The following is a 22737-nucleotide window of genomic DNA, read 5'->3' as shown; positions in this document are numbered from 1 at the left end:
GGAAGGGGCCGCCGCGCTTTCGGGGGCCTCCTCGCCGGACCGGGCGGTGAGGAAGGCCGCGAGCTCGGCGACGGTGGGCCGGGCCAGCAGGTCGGCGACGGTCAGCCGGGTGCCGAACGCGTCGCGGACGCCGTGCAGCAGGGACATCAGCAGCAGCGAGTGGCCGCCGAGGTCGAAGAAGCCGTCGTCGACGCCGACGTCGGGCAGTCCGAGCACCTCGGCGAAGACGTTACACAGCGTCTTCTCCACCGCGTCGCGCGGGGCCCGGCCGGTGCCGCCCACGGCGGTGTCGGCGGCGGTGGGCGCGGGGAGGGCCTTGCGGTCGAGCTTGCCGTTGACGGTCAGCGGCAGCGCGTCGAGGACGACGAACGCCGACGGGACCATGTACTCCGGCAACCGGGCGGCCAGCGCCCGGCGGAGACGCGCCGTGTCCACGTCGCCGGCGGTGGCGGGGACGAGGTAGGCGGCCAGGCGCTTGACGCCCGGGACGTCCTCGCGGACCACCACGGCGGCCTGCGCCACCGTGTCGTCGGCGGTCAGCGCGTCCTCGATCTCGCCGGGCTCGACGCGGTATCCCCGGATCTTCACCTGGTCGTCGACCCGGCCGAGGAAGTCCAGCAGCCCGTCCTGACGCCACCGCACCACGTCACCCGTGCGGTACATCCGCGCACCCGGCTCCCCGAACGGATCCGCCACGAAACGGCCGGCGGTGAGGCCGGGCCGGTCCAGGTATCCCCGGGCGAGACCGACACCGGAGACGTAGAGCTCTCCGGGGACGCCGACCGGCACGGGCCGCAGGTGGGCGTCGAGAACGTGGGCGCGGGTGTTCCAGATCGGCCGCCCGACGGTCGCCGTGTCACTGTCGAGGGTGCCCCCGCCGAGGGTGTTGATCGTGTACTCCGTCGGACCGTACAGGTTGTAGCCCATCACACCGGGCGTCTCGCGCAACCGCGTCCACAGCGACTCGGGCACGGCCTCACCGCCCAGCAGGACCAGCGCCGGCCGGTGCCGGTCCTCTTCCAGCAGGCCGCACTCGACGAGGGCCTGAGCGTAGGACGGGGTGACGTTGATGACGTCGACCTCGTGCTCGGCGCAGTAGGCCGCCAGCCCCTCCGCGTCACGCCGCAGCGACTCGTCCAGGACATGCACCTCATGCCCCTCCACCAGCCACAGCAACTCCTCCCACGACATGTCGAAGGAGAACGACACCGTATGAGCGATCCGCAACCGCCGCCCACCCGCAGCCGCAACCACCGGCTCGAAAATCGCCTCACGATGATTGAGCTGCATATTCGTCAAACCACGGTACGGCGTCACCACACCCTTCGGCCGACCCGTCGAACCCGACGTGAAAATGACATACGCCGCCGCGTCGAGATCCACATCCGCATCCACCGGGCCGGACGGGTAACCGGCCAACTCCTCGGTGACAAGCGGATCGTCGAGCTCGACGACCGGCACGTCACGCACGTCCGGCATCCGGTCGCGGGCGGTCGAGTCGGTCAGCAGGACGACCGGGCGGGTCTCGGCGACCATGTAGGCGAGCCGGTCCACCGGGTAGTCGAGTTCCAGCGGCAGGTAGGCCGCCCCGGTCCGCAGGACCGCGAACAGCGCGGCGACCATCTCCAGCGAGCGGGGCAGCCCGAGGGCCACCACCCGCTCGGGGCCGGCGCCCCGCGCCAGCAGCAGCCGTGCCAGGCGGTCGACCTCGGCGTCCAGTTCGGCGAACGTCCGGACCCGTTCGCCGGCGACGAGCGCCACCGCGTCAGGAACCGTGGCCGCGCGCTCGGCCAGCAGTTCCGCCACCGACTTCTCCGGCAGTTCCCGGTCGGTCGCGGCCCACTCCCCCAGGACCAGATCCCGCTCCCGGCCGGTCAGCACGTCCAGGGTGCCGACGCGGCGGTCCGGGTCCTCGGCGATCTGGGCGAGGAGGGAGAGGAGGCGTTCGACGAGGGCCTCGGCGGTGGTGCGGTCGTAGAGGTCGACCGCGTACTCGAAGGCGATGTCGATCTCTTCGTCGGAGGGCGTCTCCTCGAAGTTGAAGTCGAGTTCGAACTTGGCGGCGCCGAGTTCGAAGGGGAGGATGCGGCTTTCCAGGCCCAGGAGCCGCCCGCCACGGCCGTCGTTGTTCTGGTACCCGAGCATCACCTGGAACAGCGGGTGCCGGCCGGCCACGCGCGGCGGGTTGAGCGCCTCGACCAGGCTGTCGAAGGGCAGGTCCTGGTGGGCGAAGGCGGCCAGGTCGTTCTCCCGGACGCGGCCGAGCAGTTCGGTGAACGTCGGGTCGCCGGACAGGTCGTTGCGCAGCACCAGGGTGTTGACGAAGAAGCCGACGAGCCCGTCGAGTGCCGCGTCCGAGCGGCCCGCGACGGGGGCGCCGAGGGGGATGTCGTCCCCGGCGCCCAGCCGGTGCAGGAGGGTGGCGACGGCGGCCTGGAGCACCATGAACGTCGTGGTGCCGGTGGCCGTCGCGGCGTCCCGGAGGCCGCGGTAGACGGCCGGCGGGACCTGGGCGCGCACGGTGTCGCCGCGGTGGCCGGTGTCGCGGCCGCGCGCCCGGTCGCGGGGCAGGGCGAGCTCGTCGGGCAGGCCGTCCAGGGCCTGCCGCCAGTAGGCCGTCTGACGGTGGTGCGTGCTCCGCTCGTCGGCGGGGTCGCCGAGCAGCTCGCGCTGCCAGAGCGTGTAGTCGGCGTACTGCACGGGCAGTGGCTCCCAGGCCGGTGCCGTGCCCGCCGCGCGGGCGGTGTAGGCGGCGGTGAGGTCGTCGATGAACGGCAGCATCGACCACTCGTCACCGGCGATGTGGTGGAAGAGGAGGACGAGGACGTGGTCCTCGGGCGCCACCTCCAGCACCGTGACCCGCAGCGGCAGTTCGCACGCGAGGTCGAAGGCGTGGCGGACGGCCGCCTCGACGTCCGCGGACAGGGTCTCCTCCGTCGTCGCGGCGGTGTGCAGCGCGTCGGCGGGGTCGGGCGCGTCCAGGATCCGCTGGACGGGCCGGCCCTCGTGCTCTTCGACGACCGTGCGGAGGCTCTCGTGGCGCCGGGTCACGTCGGCCACGGCGTGCCGCAGCGCGTCCTCGTCCAGCGCGCCGGTCACGCGGACGACGAGCGGGACGTTGTACGTGGCGCCGGAATCGTCGAGGTTCCGGAGGTACCACATGCGCCGCTGGGCGTGTGAGAGCGGCAGTTCGGCCGGGCGGTCGCGGCGCGTCAGGGCGGGACGGCGGTCGGCGCCCGGGGTGGTGCGCTCGGCGAGCGCGGCCGGGGTCGGGGCCTCGAAGAGGTCGCGGACGGCCAGGTCGGCGCCGAGTTCGCTCCGGATCCGGCTGACCAGGCGGGTGGCCAGCAGGGAGTGCCCGCCGAGGTCGAGGAAGTGGTCGTCGGGGCCGACGGCCCGGACGCCCAGCACCTCGCCGAAGAGGGCGCAGAGCCGTTCCTCGCGCTCGTTCCGCGGGGCGCGGCCGGCGCCTCCGAGGTCCGGGGCGGGGAGGGCCTTGCGGTCGAGCTTGCCGTTGACGGTCAGCGGCAGGGCGTCGAGGACGACGAACGCCGACGGGACCATGTACTCCGGCAGCGACGCGGCGAGCGTCCGGCGGACGTCGGCGGTGTCGACGCCCCGCCGGTCCGCCGCGACCAGGTAGGCGGCCAGGCGCTTGACGCCGGGGGTGTCCTCGCGGACGACGACGGCGGCCTGGGCGACGGAGGCGTGCCCGGCCAGGGCGTCCTCGATCTCGCCGGGCTCGACCCGGTAACCCCGGATCTTCACCTGGTCGTCGACCCGGCCGAGAAAGTCCAGCAGCCCGTCCTGACGCCACCGCACCACGTCACCCGTGCGGTACATCCGCGCACCCGGCTCCCCGAACGGATCCGCCACGAAACGGCCCGCCGTCAGCCCCGGACGGTCCAGGTACCCGCGCGCCAGGCCGACACCCGACACGTACAGCTCCCCGGGGACGCCGACCGGCACGGGCCGCAGCCAGGCGTCGAGGACGTGGGCGCGGGTGTTCCAGATCGGACGGCCGACAGTGGCGGTGTCACTGTCGAGGGTGCCCCCGCCGAGGGTGTTGATCGTGTACTCGGTCGGACCGTAGAGGTTGTAGCCCATCACGCCGGGCGTCTCGCGCAGGCGCGTCCACAAGGACTCGGGCACGGCCTCGCCGCCGAGGAGGACGAGGACGGGCCGGTGCCGCACGTCGTCCAACAGGCCGCACTCGACGAGTGCTTGGGCGTACGAGGGCGTCACGTTGATGACGTCGACCTCGTGCTCGGCGCAGTAGGCGGCCAGCCCTTCCGCGTCACGCCGCAGCGACTCGTCCAGGACATGCACCTCATGCCCCTCCACCAGCCACAGCAACTCCTCCCACGACATGTCGAAGGAGAACGACACCGTATGAGCGATCCGCAACCGCCGCCCACCCGCAGCCGCAACCACCGGCTCGAAAATCGCCTCACGATGATTGAGCTGCATATTCGTCAAACCACGGTACGGCGTCACCACACCCTTCGGACGACCCGTCGACCCCGACGTGAAAATGACATACGCCGCCGCATCGAGATCGACATCCGCGTCCACGAACTCACCCGACAGCGCGGCGAGTTCGCGGACCACGGCCGGGTCGTCCAGCTCGACCACCGGGACGCCGTGCACCTCCGGCATCCGCTCACGGACGGTGGTGTCCGTGACCAGCACGACCGGGCGGGTCTCGGCGACCATGTAGGCGAGCCGGTCCACCGGGTAGTCGAGTTCCAGCGGCAGGTAGGCCGCCCCGGTCCGCAGGACCGCGAACAGCGCGGCCACCATCTCCAGCGAGCGGGGCAGCCCGAGGGCCACCACGCGGTCGGGGCCGGCGCCCCGGGCGAGGAACAGCCGGGCGAGGCGGTTGACCCTGGCGTCGAGTTCGGCGTAGGTCCAGACACGGTCCCCGGCGACGAGGGCGACCGTGTCCGGGACGGCGGCGGCGCGCTCGGCCAGCAGGTCGGCCACCGAGGCGTCCGGCAGGTCCCGGTGCGTCGCGGCCCACTCCCCCAGGATCAGGCCGCGCTCCCGCTCGGTGAGCACGTCCAGCGCGCGCACGGGGACGTCGGGCCTCGCGGTGATGCGGTCGAGCAGGGCGACGAGCCGGCCGGCGTGCTCCTCGACGGTGGCGAGGTCGAAGGCGTCGGGGCGGAACTTCCAGTCGAAGGTCAGCCGCTCGCCGGGGTTGGCGGTGAAGATGAGCGGGAAGTGCGTGGCGTCGACGTCCGTGACGCCGTCGACGCCCAGGGCCTCGCCGACGCGGTCGCGCTCGTCCTGGTCGACGGGGGTGTTGCGGAGCACCTGGAGGGTGTCGAAGAGGCGGCCGAGGCCGGTGGTGCGCTGGATGGCGCCCAGGCTGAGCTGGTGGTGGGGCAGGAGGGCCGCTTGTTCCCGCTGGAGGCGGGTGAGGAAGGCGGACGCCGTCTCGTCGCGGTCGAGACGGACGCGGACGGGGACGGTGTTGAGGAACATGCCGACGGTCCGCTCGATGCCCGGCAGGTCGGCGGGGCGGCCGGAGACGGTCGTTCCGAAGACCACGTCCTGGCGGCCGGTGATGCCGGCGAGCAGCAGGCCCCAGATGCCGGAGAGCAGGGTGTTGAGGGTCAGGCCGTGGGCCTGGGCCCAGCCGGTGACGCGGGCGCTCAGTTCGGCGGTGAGCTCGGTGGTGTGCTCTTCGGGGAGGAGCGAGGCGCGCTCGCGGGCGTGCGGGGCGACGAGTGTCGGTTCCTCGACACCGGCCAGCGCGGTGCGCCATGCCTCTTCGCCGACGGCGGTGTCCTGGGCGTGCAGCCAGGCGAGGAAGTCCCGGTACGGAAGCGGCTGTTCTCCTTCGGGGGTGGCGAGGGTACCGGTGGTGACGAGGGCGTGGCAGTGGGCCAGGAGTTCCTGGAGGAACAGTCCGGTCGACCAGCCGTCCCAGAGCAGCGTGTGGTTGGTGACGAGGAGGTGCTGGCGGCCGTCGGGGGTGAGCACCGAGACCAGGCGCAGCAGCGGCGGGTTCGTCAGGTCGAAGCGGGTGCGGGCCTCGGCGTCCCGCAGTCGGGCGAGTTCGGCCGCGGCGGCCTCCGGGGCCAGGCCGCGCAGGTCGGCCTCGGTGACGGGCACGTCCACGACGTCCGGGACGAACTGGACGGGTTCGTCGAGGCCGTCGTGCAGGAAGCCGGCGCGCAGATTGGGGTGGCGGTCGAGGACGGCGGTGACGGCGGTGCGCAGCGCGTCGAGGGGGACGGGCCGGCGGAGGGTGACGACGTCGCGGGAGGTGTAGACGTCGAGGGCGTCCTCGTCGTAGAGGGCCTCGAAGAGGAGGCCGCGCTGGAGCGGGGAGAGCGGCCAGATCTCGGCGTCGCCGGGCACGGCGGCGCGGGCCTCGTCGCCGGGCCGGGGCAGCTCGGGCGCGGTGAACGGCTGGTCCGCGGCCGTCTCCGCGCGGGCGCGTTCGGCGAGTCCGGCGGGGGTGCGGGCCTCGAAGACGTCGCGGGGGCTGAGGGCGAGACCCTCGGCGCGGGCGGCGCCGACGAGGCGGACGGAGGTGATGCTGTCGCCGCCGAGGCGGAAGAAGTCGTCGTGGACGCCGGCCCGGGGCAGGTCGAGGACGTCGGCGAGGATGCGGCAGAGCAGGGCCTCGGTCTCGTCGGCCGGTTCGCGGTCGTCGGCGTCCCGGGCGTAGTCGAGGGCGTCGTCGGACGGGAGCGCGGTCCGGTCGATCTTGCCGTTGACGTTGAGGGGCAGCGCGTCGAGGACGGCGAAGGCGGAGGGGACCATGTACTCGGGCAGCCGTGCCGCGCAGGCGGCCCGCAGGTCCGCGGGGTCCGGGGTGGCGCCGGGGGCGGGGACGACGTAGGCGACGACGCGTTTGACGCCGGACGCCGTGGTGCGGACCAGGACGGCGGCGTGGCCGACGGCCGGGTGGCCCGCGAGGACGGCCTCGATCTCGCCGGGTTCGATGCGGTAGCCCCGGATCTTCACCTGGTCGTCGGTGCGGCCGAGGAAGTCCAGGCCGCCGTCCGGTCGGCGGCGGACGAGGTCGCCGGTGCGGTACATGCGGCTGCCGGCCGGCCCGTACGGGTCGGCGACGAAACGGGACGCGGTGAGCCCGGGACGGTTCAGGTAGCCACGGGCCAACTGGACGCCGGCGAGGTACAGCTCGCCGGGAACGCCGGCCGGGACCGGGCGGAGCATGCCGTCGAGGACGTGGGCGCGGGTGTTGCGCAGCGGGCGGCCGACGGTGGGGGTGGGGCTGTCGGCGAGGTCGGCGACGAGGGCGTCGACGGTGAACTCGGTGGGCCCGTAGTAGTTGACGCAGGTGAGTCCGGGCGCGCGGTGCAGCCGCGCCCACAGGGCCTCGGGCACGGCCTCGCCGCCGAGCAGCAGGACGGCCGGGCGGTGTGGGGCGTCGGGGTCCAGGAGTCCGCTGTCGAGGAGCTGCCGGGCATAGGTGGGGGTGACGTCGAGCGTGTCGACGCGCTGTTCCCGGGCGTACGCGACGACGGCCTCGGCGTCGCGGCGCTCGTGCTCGCCGAGTACGTGGAGCTCGTGGCCGCCGATCAGCCAGATGAGCTGTTCCCAGGAGGAGTCGAAGGAGAACGAGGCGGTGTGCAGGGCGCGCAGCCGGTCGCGGCCGCCGGCCCGCACGGCGTCGGCGAAGACGGTGTCGAGGTGGTCGTGGGCGAGCGCGGTGAGACCGCGGTGCTCGATGACGACCCCCTTGGGGCGGCCGGTGGAACCGGAGGTGTGGATGAGGTACGCGGGGTGGCCGGGGGCGATGGGTCCGCCGCGTTCGGCGTCGGTGAGCGGGCCCGCGGGCAGCGCGTCGAGGGCCGTGCGGACGTCCGGGTCGTCGAGGAGGACGACGGTCGTGCCGGGGACGTCGGGGAGCCGGGCGGCGACCTCGCGGGTGGCGACCAGGAGTGCGGGCCGGGCGTCGTCCAGGAGGAGGGCGAGGCGCTCGTCGGGGTGGTCGAGGTCCATCGGCAGGTAGGCGCCGCCGGCCTTGAGGACGGCGAGGATCGCGGTGACGGACGCGGTGGTGCGGGGCAGGGCGAGGGCGGCGACGCGCTCGGCGCCGAGGCCCCGGTCGCGGAGCAGCCGGGCGAGCCGGTCGGAGCGCGCGTCGAGGGCGGCGAAGGTGAGGTGTTCGGTGCCGCCGCCGAGGGCCGGGCCGGTGAGGGCGGTGGCGTCGGGGGTGCGGGCGGCCTGCGCGGTGAACAGGTCGGTGACGGTGCCGACCGGGACGGGGTGGTCGCCGCCGTCGGCGGCGGCCGTGAGCTCCTCCCCCTCGCCGGGCAGCAGGGTGTCGAGGCGGGCCAGCGGGGTGTCGGGCCGCTCGGCGAAGAGGGTGAACAGGCGCAGGAAGCGGTCGGTGACGCGGCGGGCCGCGGCGGCGTCGAACACGTCGGTGCGGTAGCCGAGTTCGAGTCGCAGGGTGGTGCCGGGCAGGACGGACATCGTCAGCGGGTAGTGGGTGGCGTCGCGGGCGCCGAGTCCGGTGACGCGCAGGCCGCTCGCGGCGGCGGCCGCGCCGAGGGTGTCGGAGACGTCGTCGCTGCCGCTGTAGTTCTCGACGACGAGCAGGGTGTCGAACAGCGGCCCGTCCACGGCGGTGAGGCGCTGGATGCCGCCGAGGCCGAGGTGCTGGTGGTCGAGGAGGGCGGCCTGGTCGGCCTGGACGGCGGCGGCGGTGCTCGCGAGGGTGGCGTCGGGGGCGAGCCGGACGCGGACCGGCAGGGTGTTGATGAACAGGCCGACCATGGTGTCGGCGCCGGGCAGGTCGGCCGGGCGGCCGGACACGGTGGTGCCGCTGACGACGTCGGCGGAGCCGGTGAGGGAGCCGACGAGGACGCCCCAGAGGGTGTGGGCGACGTTGCCGAGGGTCAGGCCGCGGGCGCGGGCCACGGCGGTGACGGCGGCGGTCAGTTCGGGTCCCGCCTCGGTCTCGACGGTGCCGGGTTCCCGGGCCGCGCCGAGGGCGGCGCCGGGGGCCACCGGGTGCGGTTCGGTGAACCCGTCGAGGGCGGCGGCCCAGGCCCGGCGCGCGGCCTCGGTGTCGCGCGCGGCGAGCAGTTCGAGGTGGTCGCGGTAGGGGCGGACGGGCGGCAGGACGGCGAGGTCGCCGCGCGAGCCGACGAGGGTGAGCAGCTCCCGTATCAGGATCGGCATGGACCAACCGTCCAGCAGCAGGTGGTGGCAGGTGAGGACGAGGCGGGCGCGGTCCTCGGCCAGGCGCAGCAGGGTGAGCCGCAGCAGGGGCGGCTCGGCGAGGTCGAAGCGGTGGTTCCAGTCCTCGGCCATGGCCGCGCGGACCGCTTCCTCGCGGGCCGCCGGGTCGGCGGCGAGGGAGGTGAGGTCGCGTTCGCGCACGGGGGTGTCGACGTGGCGCGGGACGAACTGGACGGGCTCCTCGCCGTCGTCGTACCAGAAGCCGGCGCGCAGGTTGGCGTGGCGGCGCAGCAGGGCGTCGGCGGCGGCCGTCACGTCGGCGGTGGACAGCGGGCCTTCGAGGTCGAGGTGGGACTGGACGACGTAGACGTCGCGGGCGTCCTCGTCGTAGACGGCGTGGAAGAGGAGGCCCTCCTGGAGGGAGGACAGCGGGTAGACGTCCTCCAGCGCGGACCCCGCTGCGGAGTCGGCCTGGGTCGGTGCGGTGGCGTCGTTCATGGTGGGGTTCTCGGTCCAGGAAGAGGAGGGGGCGGGGGCGGGGTGCTGCCGGTGGTCGGTCATCGGCGCCTGCGCAGGCGGGCTTCGAGGCGGTCGATGCGCTTCTGGTCGAGGCTGACCAGGCGGACGTCGGACGGGGTGATGCCGCCGGCGTGCGGGTCGGCGGTGTGCCGGGCGAGGGCGTCCAGCGCGGTGAAGAAGCGGTCGGCGAGGCCGGTGACCTGGTCGTCGGTGAACAGGGCCCGGGGCCAGCTCCATTCGACGGCCAGTTCCGGCCGGCCGTCGGGGCCGGTGGTGACGACGGCGTCGAGCTCCAGCGGGTAGCCCGCCGGCATGGCCGGGTCGGGTGCGGCGCCCTCGGCGACGGCCGCGCGTTCCGCGTCGGGGGCGAAGGGCCAGCGGCCGTCGCGCGGTCCGCCCTGGTGGTCGGTGCGCCCCCGGTAGTTGAAGAGGAGCTGGGAGGCGGGGAGCGCGGCGAGCAGGGGCGCGGTCTGGGCGTTGAGGTGGCGCAGCAGGCCGTGGCCGAGGCCGCGGTCGGGGGCCGCCCGGAGCTGTTCCTTCACCTGCTTGAGGGCGTCGCCGGCCGCCGGGCCGCCGGTCAGGGCGGCGGCGACGTCGAGGGTGGAGACGTCCAGGCGGACGGGGTGGACGGTGGTGAACCAGCCGACGGTCCGCGACAGGTCGGGGGTGAGCCCGGCCGTGTCGCTGCCGCCCCGGCCGTGGCCCTCCAGGTCGACCTGGAGGGCGCCGGTGTACGCGGCGGGCAGGGCCGGGTTCGCGGCCCGGCGCCAGTCGGCGGCGGCGAGGGCGAGGGCGGCCAGCAGGACGTCGTCCACGCCGGCGGAGAACGCCTGCGGCACGGCGGTCAGCAGGGGCGCGGTGCGGTCGGCGGGCAGGGTCCGGCGCAGCGTCCGCAGGGTGGCGGTGGTGTCGCGGCGCGGGTCGGCGGGGGTACGGGTCAGCGGCGCCTGGGGTCCGGCGAGCGCGGTGCGCCAGTGAACGGCCTCGGCGGTGCGGGCCCGGGTGTGGGCGTGCTCCAGCAACCGGGCCGTCCAGGCGCGCGGTCCGGTCGCCTCGGGTTCGAGGGCGGGGGTACGGCCTGCGGCGCGGGCGGCGTACGCCTCGGCCAGCTCGGGGAGCAGGACGCGCCAGGAGACGCCGTCCACGGACAGGTGGTGGACGGTCAGCAGGAGCCGGCCCTCGGCGTCGGGCCCGGCGTCGCAGTGGACGGCGCGCAGGACGGTGCCGGTGGCGGGGTCGAGCGCGGCGGCGGCGGCGTCGGCCTCCTTGACGAGCAGGTCCCGCAGGGCTTCCGCGTCGAGGCCGGTGATGCCGGTCTGCCGCAGGGTGGCCGGGTCCGTGACGGCGGGGGCCGCGTCGGCGGGCAGGATCTCCTGCGTCCACAGGCCGTCCGTGCGGTCCAGGCGCAGGCGCAGGGCCGGGTGGTTGCGGGCGAGGTCGGCGAGGGCCTCGCGCAGGGGACCGGGGCGCAGCCCGGCGGGGACGGTGAGCAGCACCGACTGGTTGAACCGGTCGATCGGTCCGCCGCGTTCGCGCAGCCAGTGGACGACGGGCAGCAGGGGCAGCTCGCCGTCCTCGGCGACGGCCGCCGTGACGGGCTCGGCGACGGCCGCCGTGCCGCCCGCGGCGGCGAGGGCGGCCGGAGTCGGGTGCTGGAAGACGTCCTTCGCGGCGACGGCGAAGCCGGCCTTGCGGGCGGCGCCGACGAGCTGGACGGAGACGATGCTGTCACCGCCCAGGGCGAAGAAGTTCTCGTCCTCGCCGACTTCGGGCAGGCCCAGGATTTCGGCGAAGACCGCGGCCATGACGGCGGCCGGAGTGCGCTCGGCACGGGCGGGCGCGACGGCCGCCGGGCGGGGGGCGCGGCCGGGCTCGGGCAGGGCCTTGCGGTCGAGCTTGCCGTTGACGCTCAGCGGCAGCGCGTCCAGCAGGCCGACGACGGCGGGCACCATGTGCTCGGGGAGCCGCGTGGCGAGGGCGGCGCGCAGGTCCTCCGGGTCGGGTGTGGCGCCGGCGGCCGGGACGGCGTAGCCGACGAGCCGCGGGGCGCCGCCGGGGGCGAGCGGCCGGGCGACGACGGCGGCCTGGGCGACGGCGGGCAGCGCGGTCAACGCGGCCTCGACTTCGCCGAGTTCGATGCGGAACCCCCGGATTTTGACCTGGTCGTCGGTGCGGCCGAGGTACTCGACGGAGCCGTCGGCGCGGCGGCGGACGAGGTCGCCGGTGCGGTACATGCGGCTGCCGGCCGGCCCGTACGGGTCGGCGACGAAACGGGACGCGGTGAGCCCGGGGCGGTTCAGGTAGCCACGGGCCAACTGGACACCGGCGAGGTACAGCTCGCCGGGAACGCCCGCCGGAGCCGGGCGCAGCGCCGCGTCGAGGACGTGCAGGCGGGTGTTCCACACCGGGCGGCCGATGGGGACGACGCCGGCGCCGGGCTCGGCCCGGTGGTGGGTGACGTCGACGGCGGCCTCGGTCGGCCCGTACAGGTTGTGCAGCTCGGTGTGCGGCCAGAGCGCGGCGAAGCGGTCGACGGCTGCGGCGGGCAGCGCCTCGCCGGAGCAGAAGACGCGGCGGACGCCGCTGAAACCGGTGCGGATCGTATCGTCCTGCTCGGCGGCCAGGGTGAAGGCGGCGAGCATGGAGGGGACGAAGTGAGCGGTGGTGACGGAGGTGTCGGCGACGAGCCGGGCGAGGTAGTCCGGTTCGCGGTGGCCGCCGGGCCGGGCGAGGACCACGGCCGCGCCGCTGACCAGCGGCAGGAAGAACTCCCAGACGGAGACGTCAAAGCTCGCCGGGGTCTTCTGCAGGATCCGGTCCGCGGGCCGGATGCCGTACGTCTCGCGCATCCAGTCCAGGCGGTTGACGATCGCCTCGTGCGTCACCACGACGCCCTTGGGGCGGCCGGTGGAGCCGGAGGTGTAGATGACGTACGCGGCGTGGTGCGGCGCGGCCTCCACCGGGACGGCGGCAGCCGGACCGGCCTCGTCGGACTCGTCGGGTTCACCGGGTTCGTCGGCGAGGACGACGGGCGTCCCGTCGAGGCGCGGCAGCCGGTCGCGGGCGGTGCCGACGGTCACCACGGCCGCGGGCCCGGCGTCGGCCACCATGTCCGTGAGGCGCTCGGCCGGGTGGTCGAGGTCCAGGGGCAGGTAGGCGGCGCCGGCCTTCAGGACGCCCAGCAGGGCGGCCATCAGCTCGGCCGAGCGCGGGACGGCGACGGCCACGATCCGGTCGGGTCCGGCACCGAGGGCGGCCAGCCTGCCGGCCAGCTTCCCTGCCCACTCGTCGAGTTGACGGTAGGTCAGGTCACAGTCCTCGTACACGACGGCCGTCGCGTCGGGCGTCACGGCCAGCCGCTCGGCGAACCGGGTGACGAGGGTGCCCGTGCGCACCGGGTGGCCGGTGGCGTTCCACTCCCCCGCCAGCGCCCGGCGCTCGCGCGGGCTGGTCACCTCGACCCGGTCCAGGGGCCGGCCGGGAGCGGCGAGGGTCTGCTCCAGGACGTGCAGCAGCCGCTCGGCGAGCAGTTCGGCGGTGCCGTGGTCGTAGAGGTCGGCGGCGTGGATGACGGTGAGGTCGGTGTGCGCGCCGTCGGCGGACTCCACGAAGGTGAACGCGAGGTCGAAACGGGCCGCGTGCAGCGGGTCCGGGAGCAGCGCGGTGCGGGCGCCGAAGAGGGCGTCCAGGCCGGCGGCCTCCTTGCGGTGCTGGACCATCACCTGGAACAGCGGGTGCCGGCCCAGCGACCGCTCGGGGCTGACGATCTCCACCAGCCGGTCGAAAGGCAGGTCCTGGTGGGCGAGCGCGCCCAGCACGGTCTCCCGGGCCCGCTCGACGAGCCGGTCGAAGGTCAGCGCGGCACCCTGAGGGGCCGTCAGGTCGTGCCGCAGGACGAGGGTGTTGACGAAGAATCCGACGACGTTCTCGACGGCCTCGTCCGCGCGGCCCGCGACCGGGGTGCCCAGGGCCACGTCGTCGCTGCCGGCGAGGGTGCCCAGCAGCAGGGCGGCGGCGGCCTGGGTGACCATGAACGGGGTGACGCCGGCGCGGTGGGCGTACGTGCGCAGCGCCCGGTGCAGGGCGTCGGGCAGCCGCAGCCGGACGGCGCCGCCGCGGCCGCTCGGCTCGGCCGGGCGGGGGCGGTCGGTGGGCAGCGTCAGCTCGTCGGGGAGACCGGCGAGCCGCTCGGTCCAGTAGGCGGTCAGGCGCTCGTCGGCGGGCAGGTCGCGCTGCCACAGGGCGTGGTCGGCGAACTGCAGCGGGAGCGGCTGCCAGGCGGGCGCGGCGCCCCGGCGGCGGGCGGCGTAGGCGGCGTCGAGGTCGCGCAGGAGCACGCCCTCGGACCACTCGTCGCCGACGATGTGGTGCAGGGCCACGCACAGCACGTGCGTCTCCGGTCCGGCCGAGAGCAGCGTGGCGTGGACCGGGGGCGCGGCGGCCAGGTCGAAGGCGCGGGCTCCGGCCTCGGCGACGGCCTCGTCCAGCCGTTCGGCGGCGACGTGCCGGACCTCGAACGGGATCCGGGCCTCCTCCGGCGTCAGCACCCGCTGGTACGGGCGTCCGTCGGTGTCCGGGAAGGCGGTGCGCAGCGCCTCGTGGCGGGCGACGACGTCGGTGAACGCGGCGCGCAGGGCGTCGGCGTCGAGCGGTCCTTCGATCCGCAGCGAGCAGGGGATGGTGTAGGCGGTGCTCGGGCCCTGAAGCTGCTGGAGGAACCAGAGGCGGGCCTGCGCGGGTGACAACGGTATGTCGGCCGGGCGCGTCCCGGCGGTGGGGCCGGGGCGGTCCGTGCCCGTGCCGTCCGGCCGGCGCGCGAGGGCGGCGGGGGTGCGGGCGTCGAACAGGTCGCGGATGGTGACGGGGGTGCCGAGCGCCGCGCGGATCCGGCCGACGAGGCGGGTGGCGAGCAGGGAGTGGCCGCCGAGGGCGAAGAAGTCGTCGTCGGGGCCGACCGCGGGCAGGCCGAGAACGTCGGCGAAGGCGCCGCACAGCAGGGTCTCGCGCTCGTCGCGCGGCGCCCGGCCGCCGCCGGCGGTGCCGGCGAAGGCGTCGGCGCCGGGCTCGGGCAGCGCCTGCCGGTCGAGCTTGCCGTTGACGTTCAGGGGCAGCGCGTCCAGGAGGACGATCGCGGACGGGACCATGTACTCGGGCAGCCGCTCGGCGAGGGCGGCCCGCAGGCCGGCCGGGTCGGCGGTGGCGCCGGGCGCGGGAACGGCGTAGCCGACGAGGCGCTTGACGCCGCCGGCCGCGCCGTGCGCGAGGACGGCGGCCTGGGCGACCTCCGGGAGGGCGGCGAGCGCGGCCTCGACCTCGCCGGTCTCGACGCGGAAACCGCGGATCTTCACCTGGTCGTCGTCGCGGCCGAGGTAGTCGAGGGTGCCGTCGGCGCGCCACCGGACGACGTCGCCGGTGCGGTACATGCGGGTGCCGGCCGGCCCGTACGGGTCGGCGACGAAGCGGGACGCGGTGAGGCCGGGCCGGTTGCCGTAGCCGCGGGCCAGGCCGGGACCGGCGATGTACAGCTCGCCGGGAACGCCGGCCGGCACCGGGCGCAGCCGGGAATCGAGCACGTACACCCGGGTGTTGGCGATCGGCCGGCCGACGGACGGCGCGGGGCTGTCGGCGAGGGCGGCGCCGAGGGTGTCGACCGTGTACTCGGTGGGCCCGTAGAAGTTGTGGCCGATGACGCCTTCGGTGTCCCGAATCCGGGTCCACAGGGCGTCGTCCACGGCCTCGCCGCCGAGCAGGAACAGCACCGGGCGGTGACCGTCACCGTCGCCGTCGCCGTCCAGCAGGCCCCACTCGACGAGCTGGCGGCCGAAGGACGGCGTGACGTCGAGGGTGTCGATGCGGTCGGCGCGCAGCCGGGCCGCCAGGGCTTGCGGGTCGCGGCGCGCCTCCTCGGTGTAGACGTGCAGTTCGTGGCCGCAGAGCAGCCAGAGGAGCTGTTCCCAGGAGGAGTCGAACGAGAACGAGGCGGTGTGCGCGGCGCGCAGCCGGCGCCCGCCGGCGGCCTCCACGGCGCGGGCGAAGACGGTGGAGCGGTGGTGGTCGAGCATGTTGACCAGGCCGCGGTGCGGCACCTGGACGCCCTTGGGGCGGCCGGTGGAGCCGGAGGTGTGGATGACGTACGCGAGGTCGTCGGGGCCGGGGCGGCACGGGACGGCGTCCGGGTCGCCGTCGTCGCGCACGTCCTCCAGGAGGACGACCGTGCGGCCGTCCAGGGGCAGCCGCTCGGCCACCTGACGGGCCGTCAGGACGGCGTGCGGCGCCGCGTCCTCCAGCATCAGCGCGACGCGGTCGGCCGGGTGGTCGAGGTCCACCGGCAGGTAGGCGGCGCCCGCCTTGAGGGTGCCGAACAGGGCGGCGACGAGGTCGGCGGAGCGGGGCAGGGCCAGGGCCACGACGGTGTCGGGGCCCGCCCCGAGGGCGGTGAGGCGGCGGGCCACGGCGTCGGCGCGGGCGCCGAGGTCGGCGTAGGTGAGACGCTCGGTGCCGCAGACGACCGCGGTGGCGTCGGGCGTGGCGGCCACTTGCGCGTCGAAGACGTCGACGACCGTGCCGGCCGGGACGTCCCGCTCGGTGGCGTTCCAGGTGCGCAGCAGGGTGTCGCGCTCGGCCGGGGCGAGGACGTCGAGGGAGCCGACGGGCGCGTCCGGGCAGGCGGCCATGGCGTCGAGCAGCCGCAGCAGGCGTGCGCCCAGGTCGGCGGCGCGCGCGGCGGTGAAGGTGTCGGGCCGGTGCTCGACGGTGATGCGCGGGGCGTCGCCCGGCAGGACCAGGACGGACAGCGGGTAGTGGGTGGCACCGCGGTTGCCGATGCCGGTGACGCGCAGACGGCCGGGCCCGCCGGAGGGGTCGGGGGCGGTCAGCTCGTCGGCGTCCACCGGGTAGTTCTCGAAGACCAGCAGTGTGTCGAAGAGGGTGCCGAGCCCGGCCTGTGCCTGGATGTCGGCGAGCCCCGCGTACTGGTGGTCGAGCAGTCGCGACTGCTGGTCCTGAAGGCGGCCCAGGGCGGCGGCGACGGTCTCGTCCTCGTCCACCGTGAAGCGGACGGGAATGGTGTTGCTGAAGAGGCCGACGATGGACTCGACGCCGGGGATGTCGGCGGGGCGGCCGGAGACCGTGGCGCCGAAGACGACGTCGGTACGGCCGGTGAGCCGGCCCAGCAGCACCGCCCAGGCACCCTGGACGAGGGTGTTGAGGGTCAGGCCGTGGTCGCGGGCGAGCGCGGTGAGGGCGGCGACGGTCTCCGGCGGCAGCGGCAGGTCGACCTCGCCGGCCGTGGCGCCGGCCGCCGGGTCGCCGTCGGCCAGGGTGTCGGCGAGCAGGGTCGGGGCCGTCAGGCCGTCGAGCGCGGTGCGCCAGGCGGCGGTGTGCGCGGCGGCGTCCTGGCGGGCGAGCCAGGCGAGGTGGTCGCCGTAGGAGGCGGCGGGCGGGAGGGCGGAGGCGTCGCCGCCGGCCGCGTAGGCGGCGATGATCTCGCGCAGCAGGACGGGGGTGGACCAGCCGTCCATGACGAGGTGGTGGCGCGTCAGCACCAGGCGGTGACGCTCGGGGCCCAGGCGCAGCAGGGCGCAGCGGAGCAGCGGCGGCCGGGTGGGGTCGAAGGGGGTGGTGGCCTCGGCGGTCTCGACGGCCTCCACGGCGCCGGCCGGAGCGGCGGTGAGGTCGTGGACGGTCCACGGGACGGTCACCCGGGCGGCGACGGTCTGTACCGGCCGGTCGGCGGCGGTGTGGTCGAACGCGGCGCGCAGGGCGGGATGACGGTTCGTCACCGCGTCGACGGCGCGGCGGAGCGCGTCCTCGTCGAGCGGGCCGGTGAGTTCCAGGCCGGTGAGGGAGGTGTAGAGGCCGTCGGTGCCGGTCTCATAGAGGGCGTGGAAGAGGAGGCCGTCCTGGAGCGGGGAGAGCGGCCAGACGTCCTCGGTGCCGGGCCGGGCGTCGAGGACGCGGTCGAGCGCGGCCTGGCCGAGCCCGGCGAGCGGCACGTCGGAGGGCGTCGGCCGGGGCTCGCCCGCCCGGGCGGCCCAGGCGGCGAGCGCGTCCAGCGCGCGGAACCAGCGGTCGCCGAGGTCGCGGACGGCGTCCTCGGTGAGGACGCCCTCCGGCCAGGTCAGGACGGCGGTCAGCTCGGGGCCGCCGGCGCGGTCGTGGACGAACGCGCCGATCTCCAGGGCGTGCGCGGCGGGCAGTTCGGGGTCGCAGGCCGCGGCGAACGCGTCGCCGGACGGCGCCCAGAGGGCGTCGCCGGCCGTGAACCGGCCGAGGTAGTTGAAAAGGAGCTGCGGCGCGGACGCGGCGGCGAGCTCGGTACGCGCCTCGGGATCGAGGTACCGCAGCAGGCCGTATCCGGTGCCGTCGTCGGGCAGCGCCCGGAGCTGCTCCTTGACGAGGGTCAGGGCGCGCCCGGCGTCGGACGGGCCGGCACCTTCCAGGTCCAGACGGACCGGGTACTCGCTGGTGAGCCAGCCGACGGTACGGGAGGTGTCGGCGCCGGGGACGAGGTGGTCCTGGCGGCCGTGGCCCTCCAGGCGCAGCAGCAGGTCCGTGCGGGCCGCGGCGCCCTGCCGCTCCCGCCGCCGGCCGAGCACGGCCAGGGCGAGACCCGTGAGCAGCACGTGGTCGACGCCGGCCCGGCGGGCGGCGGGCACGTCGGCGAGCAGCGGCGCGGTCCGGTCGGCGGACAGGGTCAGCCGCAGCGTGCGGCTGGTCGCGGCGGTGTCACGGGCCGGGTCCACGGCCCGCTCCCCGAGCAGCGGCCCGGCGCCCGGCGCCAGGACCTCGCGCCACAGCGGCAGTTGGGCCCGGACCGCGTCGGAGGCGGCTGCGGCGTGCAGCCCGTGCACCCAGCGGCGCAGCGGGGTGCTCGCGGGCGCGAGCGCCTCGCCTTCGTAGGCGGCGCGCAGGTCGGGCAGGAGGACGCGCCAGGAGACGCCGTCCACGGCGAGGTGGTGGACGGCCAGCACGAGCCGGCCGGGGACGTCGGGCCCGAGGTCGCACCAGGTGGCGGCGAGCACGGTACCGGCGGCGGGGTCGAGCCGGTCCACGGCGGCGGCGCGCTCGCGCTCGACGGCGGCGTCGGGGTCGTCTTCCGTGGTGAGGTCCACGCGGTGGAGGGTGACGCCGGGGGCGGCGGAGACGGGGAGGATCTCGGTGGTCCAGGTGGCGGCACCGGCCTCGGGCGTGCTGCTCACGGACGTTTCCCGACCGGGGGTGCCGGCCTCGAACGCGGCGGCCGGAGTCGCCTCCAGGTCGCCGGAGCCGGCGGCACCGGCAGACGCCGGACTCACGATCCGCTCGGACGCACCGGCCTCGGGCCCCGTACCCACGAGCGCGTCCAGGCCACCCTGACCGGCGGCCGGGTGGGCGACGCCGCCGTCAGCCGACGGGTTCCCGACCGGCCCGGGGACGTCGGCCTTGAGCGCGGCGGCCGCCGTCGCCTCCGGGCCACCGGAGCCGGCGGCACCGGCCTCGGGCTCGATGCTCACGGGCGCGTCCGGGTCGCCGTGGCCGGGCTTCGCCCCGGCCGCCCGCGTGCCGGCGCGCGGCACCGGTGCCGCGCGGCCGTCCCGCCGGTCCGCTACCGCGCCGTAGCCGCCCGACGAGTCGTCCGCGTCGCGGCCCGGCACCAGCCGCATCCGCAGCGCATCGTGACGCCGCGTCAGCTCGTGCAGCGCCCCCGTGAGCCGCTCCGGGTCCAGCCCCGCAGGGACGGTGACCACGGTCGTCTGGGCGAACCGCCGTACCGGGCCGCCGCGTTCGCGCAGCCACTCCGTGATGGGTGTCGCAGGAAGGGAGCCGACCGCGTCCTCTCGCCGGTCCTCGACCGCGGCGTCGTGCCGGGTCAGGCGCTCGGCGACGGACGCGACGGCGGCGATCGTCTTGCGCTCGAAGACCGTCCGGGGCGTGATGCCCCAGCCGGCCTGGCGGGCGCGGCTGCCGAGCTGGATGGCGGAGATGCTGTCGCCGCCGAGGGAGAAGAAGTTGTCGTCGACACCGACGGTGTCGAGGCCGAGGACGTCGGCGGCGACCTCGGCGAGCACCCGCTCGGCCTCGGTGCGCGGGGCACGGGAGGCGGGCGCGGCGGCGGGCGCCGGGTCGGGCAGGGCCTTGCGGTCGAGTTTGCCGTTGAGGCTGAGCGGCAGGGTGTCGAGGAGGACGACGACCGGCGGGACCATGTGTTCGGGGAGCGTGGCGGCGAGCCCGGCCCGCAGCTCCTCGAGGTCGAGGGCCCGGCCGGCGGCGGGCACGGCGTAGCCGACGAGACGGCGGGTGCCGCCGGGGGTGGCCGCGCGGGCGGTGACGGCGGCTGCGGCGACGCCCGGCAGTGCCTCCAACGCGGCCTCGATCTCGCCGAGTTCGATGCGGAAGCCGCGCACCTTGACCTGGTCGTCGGTGCGGCCGAGGTATTCGACGACGCCGTTGCCGTGCTCGTCGACGGCCCACCGGACGAGGTCGCCGGTGCGGTACATGCGCGCGCCGTCCGTCCGGAACGGGTCGGCGACGAAGCGGGACGCGGTCAGGGCGGGCCGGTCGAGGTAGCCGCGGGCCAACTGGACGCCGGCGAGGTACAGCTCGCCGGGGACGCCGACGGGGACCGGGCGCAGCCCGGCGTCCAGCACGTACAGGCGGGTGTTCCACACGGGCCGGCCGATCGGGACGGTGCCGGCGCCGGGGCGGGTGCGGTGGTGGGTGACGTCGACGGCGGCCTCGGTGGGCCCGTAGAGGTTGTGCAGTGGGACGTCGGGCAGCGCGTCGTACCAGCGCTCGACGACGTCGCCGGGGAGGGCCTCGCCGGAGCAGAAGGCGCGGCGCAGTCCGGCGCAGGAGCGGGCGGCGGTCGGTTCCTCCAGGAAGGCGCGGAGCATGGAGGGCACGAAGTGCAGGGTGGTGACGTGCCGTTCGGCGATGAGCCGGGCCAGGTAGGCGGGGTCCTTGTGGCCCTCGGGGCGGGCGAGGACGACGGTGGCGCCCTCGCACAGGGCCCAGAAGAACTCCCAGACGGAGACGTCGAAGCTGGCCGGAGTCTTCTGGAGCACCCGGTCGTCCGCGCGCAGCCGGTAGGCGTGCTGCATCCAGGCGAGGCGGTTGACGATGGCGCGGTGGGTGACGACGACGCCCTTGGGGCGGCCGGTGGAGCCTGAGGTGTAGATGACGTAGGCGGCGTCGTCGGGGCCGGGGCGCGTGACGGCGTCGGCACCGTCGGACGCGGCCTCGTCGTCCAGCAGGATGGCGTTCTCCCGGACGGTGGCCGGGAGCCGGTCGAGGACCGCGCGGACGGTGACGACGCGCACCGGACGGGCGTCCTCGGCCATGGCGGCGAGCCGGTCGGCCGGGTAGTCGGTGTCGAGCGGCAGGTACGCGGCACCGGACTTCAGGACGCCGAGCAGGGCGACCATCAGTTCGGCGGAGCGCGGTACGGCGACGGCGACGATCCGGTCCGGGCCGGCCCCGGCGGCGGCCAGCCGGCGGGCCAGCGCCTCGGCGCGCGCGTCGAGTTCGCGGTAGCTGAGGAAGGTGTCCTCGAAGACGACGGCGGTGGCGTCGGGGGTGGCGGCGGTCCGTTCGGCGATGCGCTCGACGAGGGTGGTGGCGGCGAGGGGCCGCTCGGTGGCGTTCCAGGTGCTCAGGACCGCCTCGCGCTCGCCGTCGGCGAGGAGTTCGGCGCGGTCGAGGGTGAGGGCGGGGTCGGCGGCGAGCCGGGCCATGAGGTCGGCGCAGCGCTCGGCGTGGCCGGCGAGCGTGGCGGCGTCGTACAGGGCGGGGTTGGCGTCGAATTCGAGGTGCAGGAGGCCGTCGGGGCTCTTGGTGACGGACACCGACAGGTCCTCGACCGGGCCGGAGGCGAGGTTGACGGTGTGCCCGGGGACGCCCGCGAAGTCGAGGTCGAGGTCGAAGGGCTTGATGTTGAGCATCGGCCCGTACAGCCGCTGCTCGCTGCCGACGAGGCCGAGGTCGCGGCGGATGTCCTCGCCGCGGTAGTGCTGGTGGCGGCGGGCGCCCTTCAGCTCTCCCGCGGCGCGCCGGACGAGGTCGGGGAAGGTGTCGGTGCCGGCGACGGAGAGGCGGACGGGCAGCACGTTGACGGCCATGCCGGGGACGCGGAGCGTGCCGGGGGCGCTGCGGGCCATGAAGTGCATGCCGAGGACGGCGTCGGCGGTGCCGGTCATCCGGTGCAGGTACGCGGCGACGGCGGCGGTGGCGGCCTCCGCCCAGGTGGCCCGGACGCTTTCGGCGAGGGTCAGCACGGCGGCGGAACGCTCGGCGCCGAGGCCGACGCGGTGCCGCAGGAAGGTGGGGGACGCCTGGGCGGTCTGCTCGGTGAGGCCGGTGGCGGCCGGGCGGCCGGCGTGCCGGCCGGTCCAGTACGCGCGGTCGGCGGCGGGCCGGTCGGAGGCGAGGTAGGCGCGGTCGGCCTCGACGAGCCGGGCGATCGGCTCGAAGGGCGAGGCGGGGACGGCCCCGCCGTGCACGAGGGCGGTGTAGACGGCGGCGACCCGGCGGGTGAACAGGGCGACGCTGTAGCCGTCGACGACCAGGTGGTGGAAGTACTGGAACCACAGGTGGTGGTCGGGGGCGACGGTGACCAGCAGGGAGCCGGTGAACGCCGGAGGCGCGCCGTCGGCGGCGTCGAGGCGGGGCGGGCAGGAGAGCTGGGCGCGGACCAGTTCGACGGCGGCGTCGACCGGGGAGGCGGCGCCGGTGGTGTCGAGGCGGGGCAGGTGCCAGGCGGCGGCGTCGAACGGGACGGGGGCCTGGACGGTGCGCCCGTCGCGTTCGGCGAGCCGGATGTGCAGGCCGTCGGCCTCGGCGAGGGTACGGCGGAGGGCTTCCTCCAGGGCGTCGGCGTCCAGCGGGCCCCGGAGTTCGACGTACTGGCCGACGTTGTAGCCGGGGTTGTCCGGGTCGATCCGCTGCGCCGAGAGCACACCCTCCTGGGCTCGCGTGAGCTCCAGGGTCCGTCCTGCGTCGCTGGTCACCTCTGGCATGGCGCCTTCCGGGTCGTTCTTGGGGAGGGAAGAAGGGGGGAGAGGGGAG

The 22737-nt window shown here is 75.6% G+C and carries 1 protein-coding gene and 1 pseudogene; both read right to left on the bottom strand.

Going from position 1 to position 22737, the window contains the following annotated elements; all coding sequences use genetic code 11:
• Nucleotides 1-60 precede the first annotated feature (60 nt).
• A pseudogene (locus ACZ6X9_RS31865) lies at nucleotides 61-9735 on the bottom strand (non-ribosomal peptide synthetase); the annotation flags it as partial.
• A complete protein-coding gene (locus tag ACZ6X9_RS31860; protein ID WP_469781507.1) occupies nucleotides 9732-22679 on the bottom strand; it encodes an amino acid adenylation domain-containing protein in 12948 nt (4315 codons plus the stop codon). The gene ACZ6X9_RS31860 and the pseudogene ACZ6X9_RS31865, both read right to left, overlap by 4 nt.
• Nucleotides 22680-22737 lie beyond the last annotated feature (58 nt).

It is taken from the genome of Streptomyces sp. NPDC052910, assembly GCF_055585605.1.
The sequence above is the reverse complement of the archived record's forward strand: the minus strand, read 5'-3'. Positions and strand labels throughout refer to the sequence as shown.